Raw genomic sequence first — 15585 nt, 5'->3', positions numbered from 1 at the left:
CTGCGTCAGGCGAGGTGGCGGATGGTGCCGCGGTCGGCCGCGCCGGCCGGCGACAGCAACGCCACGCACGCGGCCGCTGCGAGCGCGGGATCGCGGGCGTCGAGGTCCTGGTCGTCGACGTAGGCCTTCGCGCGCAACGCCGTGCGCATCGGGCCGGGTTGCAGGCCGGACACGCGGATCGGCGTGCCGGCGAGTTCGGCGTGCAGCATGCCCACGAGCGCACCGCGCCCGTGCTGGGCCAGGCCGTAGCCGCCCCAGTACGCCTGCGACACGCGCGCCGCATCGTCGACCACGAACACCACCGCGGGATCGTCGGACTTGCGCAACACGGGCAGCAGCGCCTGCGTCAGCCACCACGGCGCGGTGAGCCCGATGTGCAGCGCGCGCGCGAACGTGGCCGGATCGGTGTGCTCGAGCGGCGTGAGCCCGCGGAATTCGGCGGCGCAATGCAGCAGGCCATCGAGGCGGCCGTACGCATCGCCGATGCGTTGCGCGAGTTCGGCGTAGTCGTCGGGCGTGGCGCCTTCCAGGTCCAGCGGATACAGCACCGGCGCCGACGCGACCTGCGGGTCCTTCGCGATCGCATCGTGCAGGCGTTCGAGGTTGCGCACGCGACGCCCGAGCAGCACGACGGTTGCACCGGCGCGCGCGCACGCCATCGACGCCGCAGTGCCCAGGCCGCCATGCGCGCCGGCGATGAGCACGACGCGCCCGGCGAGCGGCGCGTGCGTGGACTCCCCTTCGACCGCCACGCTCACGCCTTCTGCGCTTCGGAAATCATGCGCGCCAGCTCGCCCGACTCGGCGAGCTCGCACGTGATGTCGCATCCGCCGATGAGTTCGCCGTGGATGAACAGCTGCGGGAACGTCGGCCAGTCGGAATAGCGCGGCAGGTTGGCCCGGATCTCGGGTTCTTCGAGCACGTTGACCGTGTGCAGCTGCGACGCGCCGGCGGCCTTGAGCGCCTGCACCGCGCGGCTGGAGAAGCCGCACATCGGGAACTGCGGCGTGCCTTTCATGAAGAGCACGATGGGGTGGCCGGTGACTTCCGAACGGATCCGGCTCTGGATGGGGGTGCCCTGGACGGACATTCAGACTCCTGCATGACAAGCGTAGGGCTAGAATTGTAAGCCTTCGCGCACTGCGCCCCCACCGCCCGCAAGGAGCCTGACATGGCGATCGAACTGCCACCCCTGCCCTACGACCGTACCGCGCTCGAGCCGCACATCTCCGCCGAGACGCTCGATTACCACCACGGCAAGCACCACAAGGCCTACGTCGACAACCTCAACAAGATGATCGAGGGGACGGAGTTCGCGGCGATGGACCTGGTCGGGATCATCCGCAAGTCGCAGGGCGCGGTGTTCAACAACGCAGCGCAGGTCTGGAACCACACCTTCTACTGGAACTGCATGAAGCCGGCCACGGCCGGCGGCGGCGGCGATCCCTCCGGCAAGCTCGGCGAGGCGATCAACAAGGCCTTCGGCGACGTGGCCAAGTTCAAGGAACAGTTCACCGACACCGCCATCAAGACCTTCGGGTCGGGCTGGGCGTGGCTGGTGCAGCGCCCGGATGGTTCGCTCGCGCTGGCGAGCACGTCGAACGCGGCCACGCCGATCACCGGCGAAGACACGCCGCTGCTGACGTGCGACGTGTGGGAACACGCGTACTACGTCGACTACCGCAATGCGCGGCCGAAGTATGTCGAGGCGTTCTGGAACCTCGTCAACTGGGATTTCGTCGCACAGCAGATGCGCTGAAACACGCGCGCATGAAAGAAGCCCCGCGATGCGGGGCTTTTTTTTGCCTCATCGCAGCGCGGCGATGACGGGTTGCACCTGGACTTCGCGCCCGAGCGACTTGCCCACGCGTTCGAGCGTCGCCGCCAGTTCCTGCGGCGTATCCGCGCGCAACGTCGCGTGCCCGACCTTGCGGCCGGCGCGCGATTCCTTGCCGTAGTCGTGCCAGTGACCGCCCGGTTCGGCGAGCACCGCGCGCGCATCGGGCATCTCGCCGATCCAGTTGAGCATGCACGCCTCGCCCACCATGCGCGTGGCGCCCAGCGGCAGGCCGAGCACGGCGCGCAGGTGATTCTGGAATTGCGACGTCTCGCTGCCTTCGATCGTCCAGTGCCCGGAGTTGTGCACGCGCGGCGCGAGTTCGTTGGCGAGCAGTTCGCCACCGCGGCAGAACAACTCCAGCGCGAACACGCCGACGTACGACAAGGCTTCGGCCAATGCGCGCGCATGCGCGACGGCGGCGTCCGCGAGCGCGGCGTCCACCGGCGCGGGCGCCAGGCTCGCCGACAGCACGCCATCGACGTGCCAGTTCTGCGTGATGGGCCACGCGCGGAACTCGCCATCGCGGCCACGCACGGCCACCACGCTTACTTCGCTTTCGAACGCGACGAACCCTTCGAGGATCAGTCCCACCGTCGTGGCCTGGACGCCGAGCGCATCCCATGCTGCATCCAGGTCGCCCGGCGACTTCAACCGGAACTGGCCCTTGCCGTCGTACCCGAGGCGACGCGTCTTGAGGATGCACGGCGTGCCGATGCGCGCGATCGCCGCTTCGAGCGACGCGCGCGAATCCACCGCGGCGAACGGCGGCACCGGGATGCCGAGGTCGCGGAACAGGGTTTTCTCGGCGAGGCGATCCTGCGCGACGGCGAGCGCCGTCGGGCTGGGGAACACGGGCACGCGTTCGGCGAGCCATTGCGCGGCTTCGGCCGGCACGTTTTCGAAATCGAACGTCGCCACGTCGACGCGCGACGCGAATTCCGCGAGCGCGGTTTCATCGCGCCAGTCGCCGACGATCATCGGCGCGAACTGCCCCGCGCACGCATCGGCCACGGTATCCATCACCAGGAAGCGCAAGCCGAGCGGCGCGCCCGACAAGGCGAGCATGCGCGCGAGCTGGCCGCCGCCGAGGATGCCGACGGTGGTCATGCCGTGCACTCCGTGCCGTTCACTTGCGCGGATCGTCATTGCGCGCGACGTCGTCGGTCTGGCGCGCGCGGAAGTCTTCGAGCGCCCTGGCGATGCGCGCGTCACCCGACGCCAGCATCGCGGCCGCGAACAGGCCCGCGTTGGACGCCCCCGCATTGCCGATCGCGAACGTCGCGACGGGAATGCCGGCCGGCATCTGCACGATCGACAGCAGCGAATCCATGCCGTTGAGCGCCTTGCTCTGCACGGGCACGCCGAGCACCGGCACCGCGGTCTTCGCAGCGAGCATGCCCGGCAAGTGCGCTGCACCGCCGGCGCCGGCGATGATCGCGCGCAATCCGCGCGACGCCGCCGTGGCTGCGTATTCGAACAACACGTCGGGCGTGCGATGCGCGGAGACCACGCGCACTTCGTGCGGCACGCCGAGCGCTTCGAGCTTGGCCGCCGCGTGCTGCATCGTCTCCCAGTCCGAGCGCGAGCCCATCACGATGCCGACCAGCGGCTTCGCCGTGCTTGCCGCGGTGTCTTCGTTGGCCATGGGTTTCCCGGGGCTCGCGCCTGCTGCGAAGGGGCGTATTCTAGCGGCCCCGCCGCGCCGACGAGGCCACAGCCCGCCGATGGATCGCAAGCTGCTCGACATCCTCGCCTGCCCCGCCACGCGCCAGCCGCTGTCCTTGCTCGAGGCGCGCGGCCTGCAGGCGCTCAACCAGGCGATCGCCGCGGGCAGCGTGAAGCGCGCCGACGGCCAGCCGCAATCCGACGCCCTGCGCGAGGCGCTCGTCACGCGCGACCGCAAGCTCGCCTACCGCATCGACGACGGCATCCCGGTGCTGCTGGCCGATGAAGGCCTCGCGACCGGCCAGGTCGCGGACTTCCCCGCCGCGCCATGAGCCACGAGTTCGCACCGCCGCCGGCCGACGTGGTCGCCGCCGATGTCGCGCGCGCACTCGCCGAAGACCTGGGCACCGGCGACGTCACCGCCGCCCTGCTCCCCGACATCACCGACACCGCCTACCTGTTGTGCAAGGAATCGGCGGTCGTGTGCGGCCGTCCGTGGTTCGATGCGTGCCATCGCGCGCTCGACCGCGACGTCGCCATCGCCTGGCACGTGGCCGAAGGCGACCGCGTCCGCGCCGACACCGTCATCGCTACGCTCGAAGGCCGTGCGCGCGCGCTGGTCAGCGCCGAACGCGCGGCGCTCAATTTCCTGCAGACGCTCAGCGGCACCGCCACGATCACCGCCGAGTACGTCGAAGCCGTGCGCGGCACGGGCGCGGTGATCCTGGACACGCGCAAGACGATCCCCGGCCTGCGCATCGCGCAGAAGTACGCCGTGCGCGCGGGCGGCGGCGCCAATCACCGCATGGGCCTGCATGACGCGGTGATGCTGAAGGAAAACCACGTGCGCGCCGCGGGTTCGATCACCGCCGCGATCAAGCGCGCGCGCGAAGCGCAGCCGTCATTGCCGCTGATCGTGGAAGTGGAAACGCTGGCGCAGCTCGACGAAGCGCTGCTGGCCGGCTGCGAACGCATCCTGATCGACGACTTCGACGCGGCCTCGCGCCGCGAAGCCGTGCAGCGCGCGAAGGGCCGCATCCCGCTGGAAGTCTCCGGCGGCGTGGACCTGCAGACGGTGCGCGCGATCGCCGAGGACGGCGTGGATTGCATTTCGATCGGCGGACTGACCAAGCACGTCCGCGCGATCGACCTGTCGATGAAGCTGGGCCGCCGCGGCGGTTAGCGGAACGCGGCCACCAGTACGATCGCGACGACGGCCAGCAGGCCCATCGCCACCAGCCACGCGCGACGCGACGTGCCGCCATCGACGCTGGCGAGCACTTCTTCGTGCGTGGCATCGGCCTGGCCCGGTGCGATCAGGCGGAAGCGCAGCGTGTCGAAGCCGATTTCGTCGCCGATGTGCGCTTCGCCGCGGATGACGCGCTTGCCGTTGAGGAAGGTGCCGTTGGTGGACCCGAGGTCTTCGAGCAGCACGCCGTCGTCGGTGGGCATCAGGCGCGCATGCACGCGCGAGAGGCCGGGTTCGTCGATGCGCAGGTCGCATTCCGGAGAACGGCCGACGCTGGTGCTGCCGTGGATCGCATGCGAACGGCCGAAGCCTTCGCCCGAGACGCCGCGCAACACGTAGCGCGGCACGACGGGACGCACGGCGGTGGCGCCGGGATCGTCGTTGGCCGATTCCGGCAAGCGACCCGCCACGCCGACCTGGTGGCGCACGGACGCGACCGCGGTTTCGATCGAGGCCAGGCGCGCTTCGACGCGATCGAACGCGACGCTGTCGCCCGGACGCAGGGCGATGAGCCCGTCGACCTGGCGGCCGTTTACGCTGACCGTGGTGCCGTGCGGCACGTCGAGCATCACGCCGGTGGGCGTGACATGCAGCTGGCAGTGCTGCGGGAGGACGCCGGGACTGTCGAGCACGATGTTCGCCCGCGGATCGGAGCCGATGCGATTGACGCCCGGGCCGAGCAGGACCTGCGGGTGTTCGCCGCCAGGAAAGACGAGTTTCATGCGTGGGTTCCCCAATGTTTGGCCGACGGCCTTGCAGGGCCGCGGAAGCGCCGTCACATTAGGTGCATGCCAAGTATTCTCGTTGTGATGATCATCGCAGGGTGCGCACTGGCGTACTGGGAACGGGCGCGTGCCGCCGCCGAGCGCGCCGAAGCCCTGGGACGCGATGCCTGCAGCGCCGCCGGCGTGCAGTGGCTCGACCAGACGGTGCATGCCGCGGGCTTGCGCATCCAGCGCAACGACGACGGCAAGCTCGGGTTCGAGCGGACGTTCCGGTTCGAGTATTCCTACGACGGCAGCGATCGGCACGTCGGCCGGCTCGTGTTGCGTTCCGGTCGCCTGGTGTCTTTCAGTGGCCCGGTGCGCGCGGCGAACGTGGTGCAGTTGCATTGATGCGCGCTGGATCCCCGCCTTCGCGGGGATGACCACCTCCGGTGGTCACTTGATGACGCGCAAATGCCCGCGCCGCGGCGGCGTCGTGCTGCCCGGCGAATCCGGTGTTGCATCGGAAGGCGGTGGCGGTTCGTCGTGCGAGCCCGTCGGATCGTCCGGCAGCGCCATGCCCTGCCCCGTCTCGCGCGCATAGATCGCAAGCACCGCGGAGATCGGCACGACCACCGGATGGCTCACGCCACCGAAGCGCGCGGTGAAGCTGACGGCGTCGTTGTCGATGAGCAACCGCGCGACCGCGCGTTCGGCGATGTTGAGCACCACCTTGCCGTCGCTCACCGCCTGCGCCGGCACCTGCACGCCGGCGCGCGTGGCGTCCACGAGCAGGTGCGGGGTCATGTTGTTGTCGGCGATCCACTCGTTCAACGCCCGCAGCAAATACGGGCGATGGCTCGTCATGGCCGGACCGTCGACGCCGGGACTGTCTTCGCTCATGCCGGAAGTCTAGCGCCCGTCCCGTGCATCACGCAGGGATGTCGCGCAACTTCTTTTCCTGGTCGGTGAGGCTGCGCATGAAACCGGGGTTGCGGAAGATCCGGTTGCCGTAGTCCTCGATGACCTTGCCGTCCTTCGGCAGCGGGATGTCGAGGGAATTCAGGCGCCAGATGATCGGGGCCATCGCGCAGTCGGCGAGGCTCATTTCCGGGTTCAGGAAGAACTTGCTGGCCTTGAACAGCGGCACCGAGGCGGTGAGCAGTTCCTTCAGGCGCTTGCGGCCGGCCTCGGCCTGCTGGCGGTTGCCGAGCTGGATGGCCTGGACCTGCGGCACCCAGTCGTGTTCCAGGCGCAGCATCGCCAGGCGCAGGCGGGCGCGCGAGAGCGGGTCGACCGGCATCAGCGGCGGATGCGGGTAGCGCTCGTCGAGGTATTCGGTGACGACGGAGGCCGCGTACAGCACGAGTTCGCGCTCGACCAGGGTCGGCACGGAGTGGTACGGGTTGAGGTCGATCAGGTCTTCGGGCGGGTTCTGCGGATCGACCGGGATCAGGTCGTACGTGACGCCCTTGGCGGCCAGCACCAGGCGCACGCGGTGGCAGAGCACGTCGTCGGTCGACGAGAACAACGTCAGGGCATTACGCATACGCGGGCTCGCGGCCATCATCGATCTCTCCATCGATCGGTAGCGCCGGCTGCGGACCCGTCGATGCGGGCCCTGCCGGAAGGCGCCATCCACCCCTTGCGGACGGTCACCGGCCCCCGAGCCTAGCGTTCATTCCGCGAAATGTCGCCACCCCCGGGGTGGTCCGGGTGCCGGACGCCCCTTCCCGCGTGGCGTCCGGGTGCGAAACCCGGGCGCCATGGGGTCGATCTCAGTGCACGTCCTTCCAGTATTCCTTCTTGAGGAGCCAGGTGAGGAACGTGAACGCGGCCAGGAACAGGATCACCCACACGCCCATGCCCTGGCGCTTGAGGGAGGCCGGCTCGCCGGCGTATTCGAGGAACGCGGTGATGTCGCGCACCGTCTGGTCGAACTGCTCGGCGTTCTGCGCGCCGGGCTGCGTGAGCGCCAGGCGCTCGACGTGCGCTTCGCCGTTGGCGTCCTTCGCGCCCATCACGCCGTGCTGCAGGCCCTGCATCTGCCACAGCGGGTTCGGCATCGAGGCGTTCGGGAACACGGTGTTGTTCCAGCCCACCGGGCGCGTTTCGTCGAGGTAGAACGACTTGAGGTACGTGTAGATCCAGTCGTTGCCACGGACGCGCGCGATCAGGGACAGGTCCGGCGGCATCTTGCCGAAGGCGTCCTTGGCATGCTCCGGCGTCATCGCCGTGCCGATGGTCTCGCCGAACTTCACGCCGCTGATGTTGAGGTTGTCCATCACCTCGTCCTCGCTCAGGCCGAGGTCTTCGGCCATGCGCGAGTAACGCAGGTACTTCAGCGAATGGCAGCCGCTGCAGTAGTTGATGTACAGCTGCGCGCCGCGTTGCAGCGAGGCGCGGTCGTCCAGGCGCGCGCCGGCCGACTGCAGGTTGCCTTCCTCGGAAGCGAAGGCGGCGCCGGCGAGCAGCAGGCCCGCCGCGAAGGCGGCCAGGCGGGAGAGCGTCTTAGTCATGCATCGTCACTCGTTCCGGCACCGGCTTGGTCCTGTCGAGCTTGGTCCAGATCGGCATGGTGATGAAGAACACGAAGTACAGGAAGGTCAGCACGCGGCCGATGATCGTCTCGACCGGATCCGTGCCCGGACCCGCGCCGATCTTGCCCAGCCACACGAAGCTGATCGCGAACATGATCAGCATCGCCCACGACAGCAGGCCGCGGTAGCGATAGGACTTGACCGGCGACTTGTCGAGCCACGGCACCAGGAACAGCACCGCGATCGCCGCGAACATCACCAGCACGCCCCACAGCTTGATCGCGAAGAACGACGGGATGACGCGCAACATCGCGTAGTACGGCGTGAAGTACCACACCGGCTTGATGTGCTCCGGCGTCACCAGGCGGTTGGCCTCGGTGAAGTTGTCGTGCTCCAGGAACCAGCCGCCGAACGTCGGCGCGAAGAAGATGATGAAGGCCGCCAGGATCAGGAAGAACGCGACGCCGAACAGGTCCTTGCCCACCGTGTAGTACGGGTGGAACGGGATGCCGTCGGCCGGCGCGGTGGTGGACCAGCGGTTGCCCTTCGGGCCCTTTTTGATGTCCACGCCGTCCGGGTTGTTGGACCCGACTTCGTGCAGCGCGCCCAGGTGCAGCACGACGAGCAGCAGCAGCACCAGCGGCAACGCGATGACGTGCAGCGCGAAGAAGCGGTTGAGCGTGGCGTCGCCGGGCAGGTAGTCGCCCATGATCCATTCGGTCAGGCCGTTGCCGATGACCGGGATGGCGCCGAAGAGCGAAATGATCACCTTCGCGCCCCAGAACGACATCTGGCCCCACGGCAGCACGTAGCCCATGAAGGCTTCGGCCATCAGCACCAGGTACAGCACCATGCCGATCAGCCACACGAGCTCGCGCGGCTTCTGGTACGAGCCGTACATCAGGCCGCGGAACATGTGCAGGTAGACGCAGATGAAGAACAGCGAGGCGCCGGTGGAGTGCATGTACCGGATCAGCCAGCCCCATTCGACGTCGCGCATGATGTATTCGACCGACGAGAACGCTTCCGCCGCGGACGGCTTGAAGTGCATCGTCAGGAAGATGCCGGTCAGGATCTGGTTGACCAGGATGACCAGCGCCAGCGAACCGAAGTAGTACCAGACGTTGAAGTTCTTCGGCGCGTAGTACTCGGACATGTGCTTGCGGTACACCGGCATCATCGCCGGCGCGCGCGCATTGACCCAATCCATCATGTTCTTGGAAGTGCGGGCAAGGAAGTTGGCCATGGCTTATGCCTTCCCCGTCGGATCGACGCCGATGACGATGGCGTTGTCACCCTCGAAGTGGTGCGGCGGGACCAGCAGGTTGATCGGCGCCGGGACGCCGTCGAACACGCGGCCGGCCATGTCGAAGCGCGACTTGTGGCAGGGGCAGAAGTAGCCGCCCTTCCACTGCGGGTCGAACGGTTCGGGCTTGATCTCGGCCTTCATTTCCGGCGAGCAGCCCAGGTGCGTGCACAGGCCGACCAGCACGGAGATCTCCGGCTTGATCGAGCGCAGTTCGTTGCGCGCGTAGGCGGGCTGCTGGTCGAGGTTGTCCGACTTGGGATCGCGCAGGCGCGGATCGAGCGTCGGCAGGATCTCGAGCATCTGCTTGGTGCGCTTGACGATCCAGATCGGCTGCCCGCGCCACTCGAGCACCATGCGCGTGCCTTCGGCGAGCGCGCTGATGTCCGCGGTGATCGGCGCACCGGCGAGCTTCGCGCGGGCGCTGGGATTCCAGGACTTGATGAAAGGCACGGCCGCGACGCCGACACCGACCGCACCGACCACCGCGGTGGTGGCGGTCAGGAACCGGCGACGGCTCAGATTGACGGGTTCACCGTCATGGACATGAGCGGGATCGTTGACCCCTGACCCAACGTTGGACATCCGGCACTCCGCTTTAAGACGCTGATGCGATGCACGGCTTGCCTGGCGCAGGGACGCGCGTGGGACAGGCCGCAAAGACGGCGAAGTGTAACGGAACGCTTAATCGGCCGACAATCCGAGCGTGGGTCCGGGCGGCGGATTTGTGCCGTGGGCAGAACTCTGCCGCAGTCCGGCGACGCCGGATTACTTGGCGGCGACGGCCGCCGGGCCCGCGATGGCGCCGCGGTAGCGCTCGGCCAGCAGGGCCACGCGCTCGACGTAGCGGCGGGTTTCGCTGTACGGCGGGACGCCCCGGTACTTGTCGACCGCGCCTTCGCCGGCGTTGTAACCGGCCGCGACCAGGCTGAGGTCGCCGTGGAAGCGCTTGATGAGCCAGGCGAGGTACTGCACGCCGCCGGCGATGTTCTGGTTGGCGTCGAAGGCATTGCCCACGCCGAAGCGACGCGCGGTGGCCGGCATCAGCTGCATCAGGCCCTGCGCGCCCACGCGCGACAGCGCATTGGGATTGAAGGCGGATTCGGCATGGATGATCGCGCGCACGATGGCTTCGTCGACGCCGTGCTGCTTGGCGGCCGCCGCGATTTCCGCCGAATACGCGTTGGTGTTGAGGCGCAACGTATTGAAGTTGACGCCCGGGCGCGCACCGCAGGCATAGCAGGTTTCCATGAAGCTGTACTTGATGGTGCGGACCGCCGACGCACCGGCCACGCCCTTCGGCGCCTTGCTGGTGTAGTGGCGCACGCCATCCTGGATGTACGAATAGACCTGGCCCTGCACGAGGCGCGGCGCCTGGTACGGGCGGGTGGCGACGGGTGCGGGCGGCGGCGCGATTTCCGTGGCGGCGGGCGCGGCCGGGAGGCTGGCGGTGACCGGCGTGCCGGCGACGTTGCTTGCGGTGGTGGTGCTGCCGACATGCAGGGACGGCGCGGGCCCGGTGGCGCGCGCGGCCTTCGGCGAATAACTGATGACGGTGCACTTCGCGCCGGGGACGCGCTTGCTGACGTAGCTGCGCGCGCCGTCGGCGCCGTCGCAGCGATACAGGGTGCCCGCGAAGGCCGGCATCGCGCCCAGCGCGAGCGCGCCGACGACGATGGCCCCGAGGACTTTCCCCATGCCCCTTCCCCTAGTCATGGCGCGGGATCGTCCTCTCAATCATGAGGTTTGACAAGTCCTTGATTCCTATGAACGGCCGGTTGATTTCAGTGAACGCGGACCCCGTCACGATCCGGCCGCGGTAGACTCCCGCGCCTTCACACCCCGGCGCGGATTCACCGCCGCCCACCCGGACCAGACCCATGACCGAACTGACTGTCCTCGAGACGGCGCCCGTCGCCGCCGACCCCCGCCCTGCCCCCCGCGGCAAGCTCTTCATCAAGACCCACGGGTGCCAGATGAACGAGTACGACTCGGCCCGCATGGCCGACGTCCTCGCCGCCAGCGAAGGCCTGGAGCTCACCGACAACGTCGAGGACGCGGACGTCGTCCTGGTCAACACGTGCTCCATCCGCGAGAAGGCGCAGGAAAAAGTCTTCAGCCAGCTGGGCCGGTGGAAGGCGCTGAAGAAGGACGGCAAGCCCGTGCTGATCGGCGTCGGCGGCTGCGTGGCCTCGCAGGAAGGCGCCGCCATCGTGAAGCGCGCGCCGTACGTGGACCTGGTGTTCGGCCCGCAGACGCTGCACCGCCTGCCCGAGCTGCTGCGCGAGCGCCGCGCCACCGGCCTGCCGCAGATCGACATCAGCTTCCCGGAGATCGAGAAGTTCGATCGCCTGCCCGAGCCGCGCGCCGAAGGCCCCAGCGCCTTCGTCTCGATCATGGAAGGCTGCTCGAAGTACTGCGCGTTCTGCGTCGTGCCCTACACGCGCGGCGAAGAAGTCAGCCGTCCGTTCGAGGACGTGCTGGTGGAAGTCGCGCAGCTCGCCGCGCAGGGCGTGCGCGAGGTCAACCTGCTCGGCCAGAACGTCAACGCGTATCGCGGCCCGCTGGGCGATGGCGACCATGCCGATGAAGGCGTGGCGGACCTCGCGCTGCTGATCCGCGCGATCGCTGAAATCGACGGCATCGGCCGCATCCGCTTCACCACCTCGCATCCGCTGGAGTTCTCCGATTCGCTGGTCGAGGCGTATCGCGACGTCCCGCAGCTCGCCAACTACCTGCACCTGCCCGTGCAGGCCGGCAGCGACCGCGTGCTGTCGGCGATGAAGCGCGGCTACACGGCGCTGGAGTTCAAGTCGAAGATCCGCAAGCTGCGCGCGGTGCGCCCGGACATTTCGATCTCGTCGGATTTCATCGTCGGCTTCCCCGGCGAGACGGATGCGGACTTCGAGAAGACGATGAAGCTGATCGAGGACGTCGGCTTCGACCAGTCGTTCTCCTTCATCTATTCGCGCCGCCCCGGCACGCCGGCCGCGGACCTGCAGGACGACACGACGTCCGCGGAAAAACACGCACGCCTCGAACGCCTGCAGGCGCACATCAACGCGCATGCGGCCACGATTTCGCAGGCGATGGTGGGCACGGTGCAGCGGGTGCTGGTCGAGGGCCCGTCGAAGAAAGACCCGAACGAACTGACCGGCAAGACCGAGAACATGCGGTCGGTGAACTTCGCCGCGCCCGCGCGCCTGATCGGCCAGTTCGTCGACGTGCAGATCACCGAAGCGTTCTCGAACTCGCTGCGCGGGCGCGTGGTCGTTTAATCCAGGCGCTTGCTGAAGCGCAGGATCGCCGCCGTCATCATCACGGCGGTGAAGGCCAGCAACGCCAGCACCTCCGGCCACAAATCCCCCAGCGTCGCGCCGCGCAGCATCACGCCGCGGATCATCCGCAGGAAGTGCGTCAGCGGCAGCACTTCGGCGATCCACTGGATGAGCTTCGGCATGCCCGCGAACGGGAACATGAAACCCGACAGCAGGATCGACGGCAGGAACACGAAGAACGTCATCTGCATCGCCTGGAACTGCGACTGCGCCTTGGTGGAAATCATCAGGCCCAGCGACAGGTTGGCGAGGATCAGCAGCACGGCCGCGAAGTAGACGTCCAGCAAGCTTCCGCGGATCGGCACTTCGAACAGCCACGCGCCCAGCAGCAACACCAGCGTCGTCTGGATCAGGCCGATGCCCGCGAACGGCAACACCTTGCCGATCATCAGTTCGCTGCGGCTCACGGGGGTTGCGATCAGCAACTCCATGTTCCCGCGCTCGCGTTCGCGCACGATCGCGACCGCGGTGAACATCACCATGGTCATCGTCAGGATGATCCCGATCAGGCCTGGCACGATGTTGATCGCCGAGCGCCGCTCCGGGTTGTAGAAACCGACCACGTTGATCTGCGACGGCTTCAGCTTCACCGTGGACGCACTGTCGATCGGCACCTGCGAGAGCTGCGCGGCCGCGCCCTGCACCGCCGAATCGGCGCCGTCCACCAGCACCTGCACCGCTTCGCGGCCATCGATGCGGCGGCGTTCGAAATCCGAGGGGATCACGATGCCCACGCTGATCTCGCCACGCCGCAGCATCGTCATCAGTTCCTGCGGGCTGCTTGCGTCCTTCACCGGGTGGATCACGCCGGTGTTCACCATGTCCATCACCAACGCGCGCGAGCCCGCGGTCGAAGCCTGGTCCGATACCGCGGTTTCCAGGTCGCGCAGGTTGAAGTTGATCGCGTAGCCGAACAGCACCAGCTGCATCACCGGGATGCCGACGATCATCGCCAGCGTGATGCGGTCGCGGCGCATCTGCCGCAATTCCTTCTGCATGATCGCGAACAGGCGGCGCGCGCTCATGCGGCGGCCTCCTGCGTGGCGGCGTCGTGCTTGCGCGTGGCGGCGACGAACACGTCTTCGAGGTTCGCCTCGGCGGGTTCGACCGTCGCGTCCAGGCCGGCCTGCGCCAGGCCTTCGCGCACGCGGGTGATGGCATCGCCGCCGGCCTCGGTGAGCACGCGCAAGGTGTTGCCCACCTGCGCGGCGCTGATGACGCCCGGCGCGGCGATGATCGCGCGCTGCGTGCGGCGCGGTTGCTTGGAATGCACGGCGAGCGTGCGGCCGGCGAGCGCTTCGGTGAGTTCGGCCGGCGTGCCGTCGGCAACCAGCGCGCCGCGATCCAGGATCGCGAGACGATGGCAGCGTTCGGCTTCGTCCATGTAATGCGTGGAAACGAGGATCGTGGTGCCGCCGTCGGCGAGTTCGAACAGCTTTTCCCAGAAGTCGCGGCGCGATTCCGGATCCACCGCGCTGGTGGGTTCGTCGAGGAACAGCAGTTCCGGCGAATGGATCACCGCACCGGCCAGCGCGAGGCGCTGCTTCTGCCCGCCGCTCATCGTGCCCGCGAGCTGCTTCTGCCGATCCTCGAAGTGGTAGCGCTGCACGAGTTCGTCGATGCGCACGCGCGCCTTCGCCTTCGGGATGTCCTGCACGGCGGCGAGGAATTCCAGGTTCTCGCGCACGGTGAGGTCGTCGAACAGGGAGAACTTCTGCGTCATGTAGCCGATGCGGCGGCGCAGCGCTTCGGCCTGCGCGGGGATCTCCAGCCCCAGCACTTCGATGTCGCCTTCGGTCGGCGTCATCAGGCCGCACAGCATGCGGATGGTGGTCGACTTGCCCGAACCGTTGGGGCCGAGGAAGCCGTACACGCTCGCCTTCGGCACGCTGAGGTCGACGTGGTCGACCGCGGTGAGGTCGCCGAAGCGCTTGGTCAGCCCGTGCGCGACGATCGCGAGGTCGTCGTCCTTGCTCATTTCCCGAACTCCACGCGCACCGGCAGGCCCGGCGGCAACGACGCGGCGTCGCCGCTTGTCAGCGTGATCTCCGCGACATAGCTCAGGCGCGCCGCGTCCTTGCCGATCAACGCGTAGTACGGGGTGAAGCTGGGCTCGGTGCGGATCATGCGCACGGTGCCGGGCCGCGATTCCTTCTGCCCGCCGACGAACACGCGCGCGGCATCGCCGACCTTCACGTTCGCGCGGATCGTCTCCGGCACGTACACGCGTGCATACGGCGCACCGCCGACGAGCAGGATCGCGAGCGGCTGGCCCACCGGCGCCTGGTCGCCGAGCTTGTAGGGAATGCTGTCGACGAGCGCATCGCGCGGCGCGACGACGGTGAGTTTGTCGAGCGTCACCTGCTGCGCGGCGGCCTGCGCTTCGGAGGCGGCGAGCGCGGCTTCGCCCTGCGCGATCTGTTCGCGGCGCGTGCCGGCTTCGAGTTCGCGCAAGGCTTCGGCCTGCGCGCGCGCGGTGGCGGCGGCGTTGTCCACGGACGCGCGGGCGCGCTCGACTTCCGCGGCGGCAATCAATTGCTGGCGACCCAACGGCCGCACGCGCGTGTAGTAGTCGCGGGCCTGGCGTTCCTCCGCCTGCGCGGCGACCAGTTGCGCGCGGGCCTGCGCGATCTGTTCGCTGCGCGGGCCGGCTTCCAGTTCCTGCAGCGAGGCGCGCTGGCGTTGCGCTTCGGCGCGCGCCACGTCCGTGCTCGAACGCGTGCGGTCCAGTTCCAGCCGCAGCAGGGACTGACCCGCTTTCACGCGCTGTCCTTCGCGCACGTCGATCGCGACGATCTTTTCCGCGGCCGGCGACGGCAACGTGATGCGGTCGTATTCCAGCGTGCCGAGCGCCTGCGGCGTGTCGTTGCGGCACGCGGGCAGCGTGGCGGCGATGCAGAGCGCGAGGAGGGCGGGGGCGATGGTCGTGCGCATCTGGGATCT

The 15585-nt window shown here is 68.3% G+C and carries 19 protein-coding genes; 5 read left to right on the top strand and 14 right to left on the bottom strand.

Translation table 11 applies throughout. The features are described 5' to 3' along the window. Window positions 1-5: 5 nt before the first annotated feature. Window positions 6-752, bottom strand: a complete 747-nt coding sequence (locus tag LYSHEL_RS10140; RefSeq protein ID WP_244858505.1) for an SDR family NAD(P)-dependent oxidoreductase — start codon at window positions 750-752, stop codon at window positions 6-8. A gap of 2 nt (window positions 753-754) precedes the next feature. Then, window positions 755-1090, bottom strand: a complete 336-nt coding sequence (gene grxD / locus LYSHEL_RS10135) for a Grx4 family monothiol glutaredoxin (RefSeq protein ID WP_213433930.1) — start codon at window positions 1088-1090, stop codon at window positions 755-757. Window positions 1091-1171: 81 nt separating this feature from the next. Between grxD and LYSHEL_RS10130 the strand changes: the two genes are divergently transcribed. Continuing rightward, on the top strand, window positions 1172-1759 hold the full coding sequence (locus LYSHEL_RS10130) for a superoxide dismutase (RefSeq protein WP_213433929.1): 588 nt from the start codon (window positions 1172-1174) through the stop codon (window positions 1757-1759). 48 nt (window positions 1760-1807) lie between these two features. Here LYSHEL_RS10130 and LYSHEL_RS10125 read toward each other — a convergent pair whose 3' ends face one another. Both LYSHEL_RS10125 and purE read right to left on the bottom strand, forming a co-directional pair. Next, entirely contained in the window at window positions 1808-2947 is a 1140-nt protein-coding gene (locus LYSHEL_RS10125; protein WP_213433928.1) for a 5-(carboxyamino)imidazole ribonucleotide synthase, read from the bottom strand. A 19-nt stretch (window positions 2948-2966) separates the two neighbouring features. Then, the gene (gene purE / locus LYSHEL_RS10120) at window positions 2967-3485 is read right to left on the bottom strand and encodes a 5-(carboxyamino)imidazole ribonucleotide mutase (protein WP_213433927.1); all 519 of its coding nucleotides are present in this window, start codon (window positions 3483-3485) and stop codon (window positions 2967-2969) included. A gap of 79 nt (window positions 3486-3564) precedes the next feature. On the opposite strand from purE, the gene LYSHEL_RS10115 reads away from it, so the two are divergent. Then, on the top strand, window positions 3565-3837 hold the full coding sequence (locus LYSHEL_RS10115; RefSeq protein ID WP_213433926.1) for a Trm112 family protein: 273 nt from the start codon (window positions 3565-3567) through the stop codon (window positions 3835-3837). Further along, complete coding sequence (gene nadC, locus LYSHEL_RS10110) at window positions 3834-4688, top strand: carboxylating nicotinate-nucleotide diphosphorylase (protein ID WP_213433925.1); 855 nt, start codon at window positions 3834-3836, stop codon at window positions 4686-4688. Before LYSHEL_RS10115 ends, nadC begins: the two co-directional genes overlap by 4 nt. Here the strand turns inward: nadC and LYSHEL_RS10105 are convergent. Continuing rightward, the gene (locus tag LYSHEL_RS10105) at window positions 4685-5476 is read right to left on the bottom strand and encodes an FHA domain-containing protein (protein ID WP_213433924.1); all 792 of its coding nucleotides are present in this window, start codon (window positions 5474-5476) and stop codon (window positions 4685-4687) included. The two genes, nadC and LYSHEL_RS10105, sit on opposite strands and share 4 nt — an antisense overlap. A gap of 66 nt (window positions 5477-5542) precedes the next feature. Here LYSHEL_RS10105 and LYSHEL_RS10100 point away from each other — a divergent pair, with 66 nt between their 5' ends. Next, on the top strand, window positions 5543-5869 hold the full coding sequence (locus tag LYSHEL_RS10100; protein ID WP_213433923.1) for a DUF3301 domain-containing protein: 327 nt from the start codon (window positions 5543-5545) through the stop codon (window positions 5867-5869). 45 nt (window positions 5870-5914) lie between these two features. Here LYSHEL_RS10100 and LYSHEL_RS10095 read toward each other — a convergent pair whose 3' ends face one another. The 6 genes from LYSHEL_RS10095 to LYSHEL_RS10070 all read right to left on the bottom strand — a co-directional run bounded on the left by LYSHEL_RS10095 (window position 5915) and on the right by LYSHEL_RS10070 (window position 11002). After that, window positions 5915-6361, bottom strand: coding sequence for a ClpXP protease specificity-enhancing factor (locus LYSHEL_RS10095; RefSeq protein WP_213433922.1), 447 nt, complete (start codon window positions 6359-6361; stop codon window positions 5915-5917). Window positions 6362-6389: 28 nt separating this feature from the next. Continuing rightward, window positions 6390-7025 carry a glutathione S-transferase N-terminal domain-containing protein gene (locus tag LYSHEL_RS10090; protein ID WP_213437766.1) on the bottom strand — a complete coding sequence of 212 codons (636 nt, stop codon included), beginning with the start codon at window positions 7023-7025 and terminating at the stop codon, window positions 6390-6392. A 211-nt stretch (window positions 7026-7236) separates the two neighbouring features. Then, window positions 7237-7977: a cytochrome c1 gene (locus LYSHEL_RS10085; protein WP_213433921.1), complete on the bottom strand. Its 741-nt coding sequence runs from the start codon at window positions 7975-7977 to the stop codon at window positions 7237-7239. Next, window positions 7970-9244 carry a cytochrome b gene (locus LYSHEL_RS10080; protein WP_213433920.1) on the bottom strand — a complete coding sequence of 425 codons (1275 nt, stop codon included), beginning with the start codon at window positions 9242-9244 and terminating at the stop codon, window positions 7970-7972. The genes LYSHEL_RS10085 and LYSHEL_RS10080 overlap by 8 nt, the downstream gene beginning before the upstream one ends. A gap of 3 nt (window positions 9245-9247) precedes the next feature. Next, window positions 9248-9889, bottom strand: coding sequence for a ubiquinol-cytochrome c reductase iron-sulfur subunit (gene petA / locus LYSHEL_RS10075; RefSeq protein WP_213433919.1), 642 nt, complete (start codon window positions 9887-9889; stop codon window positions 9248-9250). 183 nt (window positions 9890-10072) lie between these two features. After that, the gene (locus LYSHEL_RS10070) at window positions 10073-11002 is read right to left on the bottom strand and encodes a lytic transglycosylase domain-containing protein (protein ID WP_213433918.1); all 930 of its coding nucleotides are present in this window, start codon (window positions 11000-11002) and stop codon (window positions 10073-10075) included. Between the two features lie 182 nt (window positions 11003-11184). Here LYSHEL_RS10070 and miaB point away from each other — a divergent pair, with 182 nt between their 5' ends. Next, window positions 11185-12582 (top strand): tRNA (N6-isopentenyl adenosine(37)-C2)-methylthiotransferase MiaB, encoded by a 1398-nt coding sequence (miaB, locus tag LYSHEL_RS10065; protein WP_213433917.1) that lies wholly within the window; start codon window positions 11185-11187, stop codon window positions 12580-12582. Here the strand turns inward: miaB and LYSHEL_RS10060 are convergent. The 3 genes from LYSHEL_RS10060 to LYSHEL_RS10050 are packed head-to-tail and all read right to left on the bottom strand — an operon-like array spanning window position 12579 to window position 15576. Continuing rightward, on the bottom strand, window positions 12579-13667 hold the full coding sequence (locus tag LYSHEL_RS10060) for an ABC transporter permease (protein ID WP_213433916.1): 1089 nt from the start codon (window positions 13665-13667) through the stop codon (window positions 12579-12581). The two genes, miaB and LYSHEL_RS10060, sit on opposite strands and share 4 nt — an antisense overlap. Further along, the gene (locus tag LYSHEL_RS10055) at window positions 13664-14596 is read right to left on the bottom strand and encodes an ABC transporter ATP-binding protein (protein ID WP_213437764.1); all 933 of its coding nucleotides are present in this window, start codon (window positions 14594-14596) and stop codon (window positions 13664-13666) included. Before LYSHEL_RS10055 ends, LYSHEL_RS10060 begins: the two co-directional genes overlap by 4 nt. 20 nt (window positions 14597-14616) lie before the next feature. Beyond that, window positions 14617-15576 (bottom strand): HlyD family secretion protein, encoded by a 960-nt coding sequence (locus LYSHEL_RS10050; RefSeq protein ID WP_213433915.1) that lies wholly within the window; start codon window positions 15574-15576, stop codon window positions 14617-14619. Window positions 15577-15585 lie beyond the last annotated feature (9 nt).

This window comes from Lysobacter helvus (genome assembly GCF_018406645.1).
In the GTDB taxonomy this organism is placed as follows: domain Bacteria; phylum Pseudomonadota; class Gammaproteobacteria; order Xanthomonadales; family Xanthomonadaceae; genus Noviluteimonas; species Noviluteimonas caseinilytica.
Note: the sequence above shows the minus strand (reverse complement) of the source record. Positions and strands in the feature narration are given on the sequence as shown.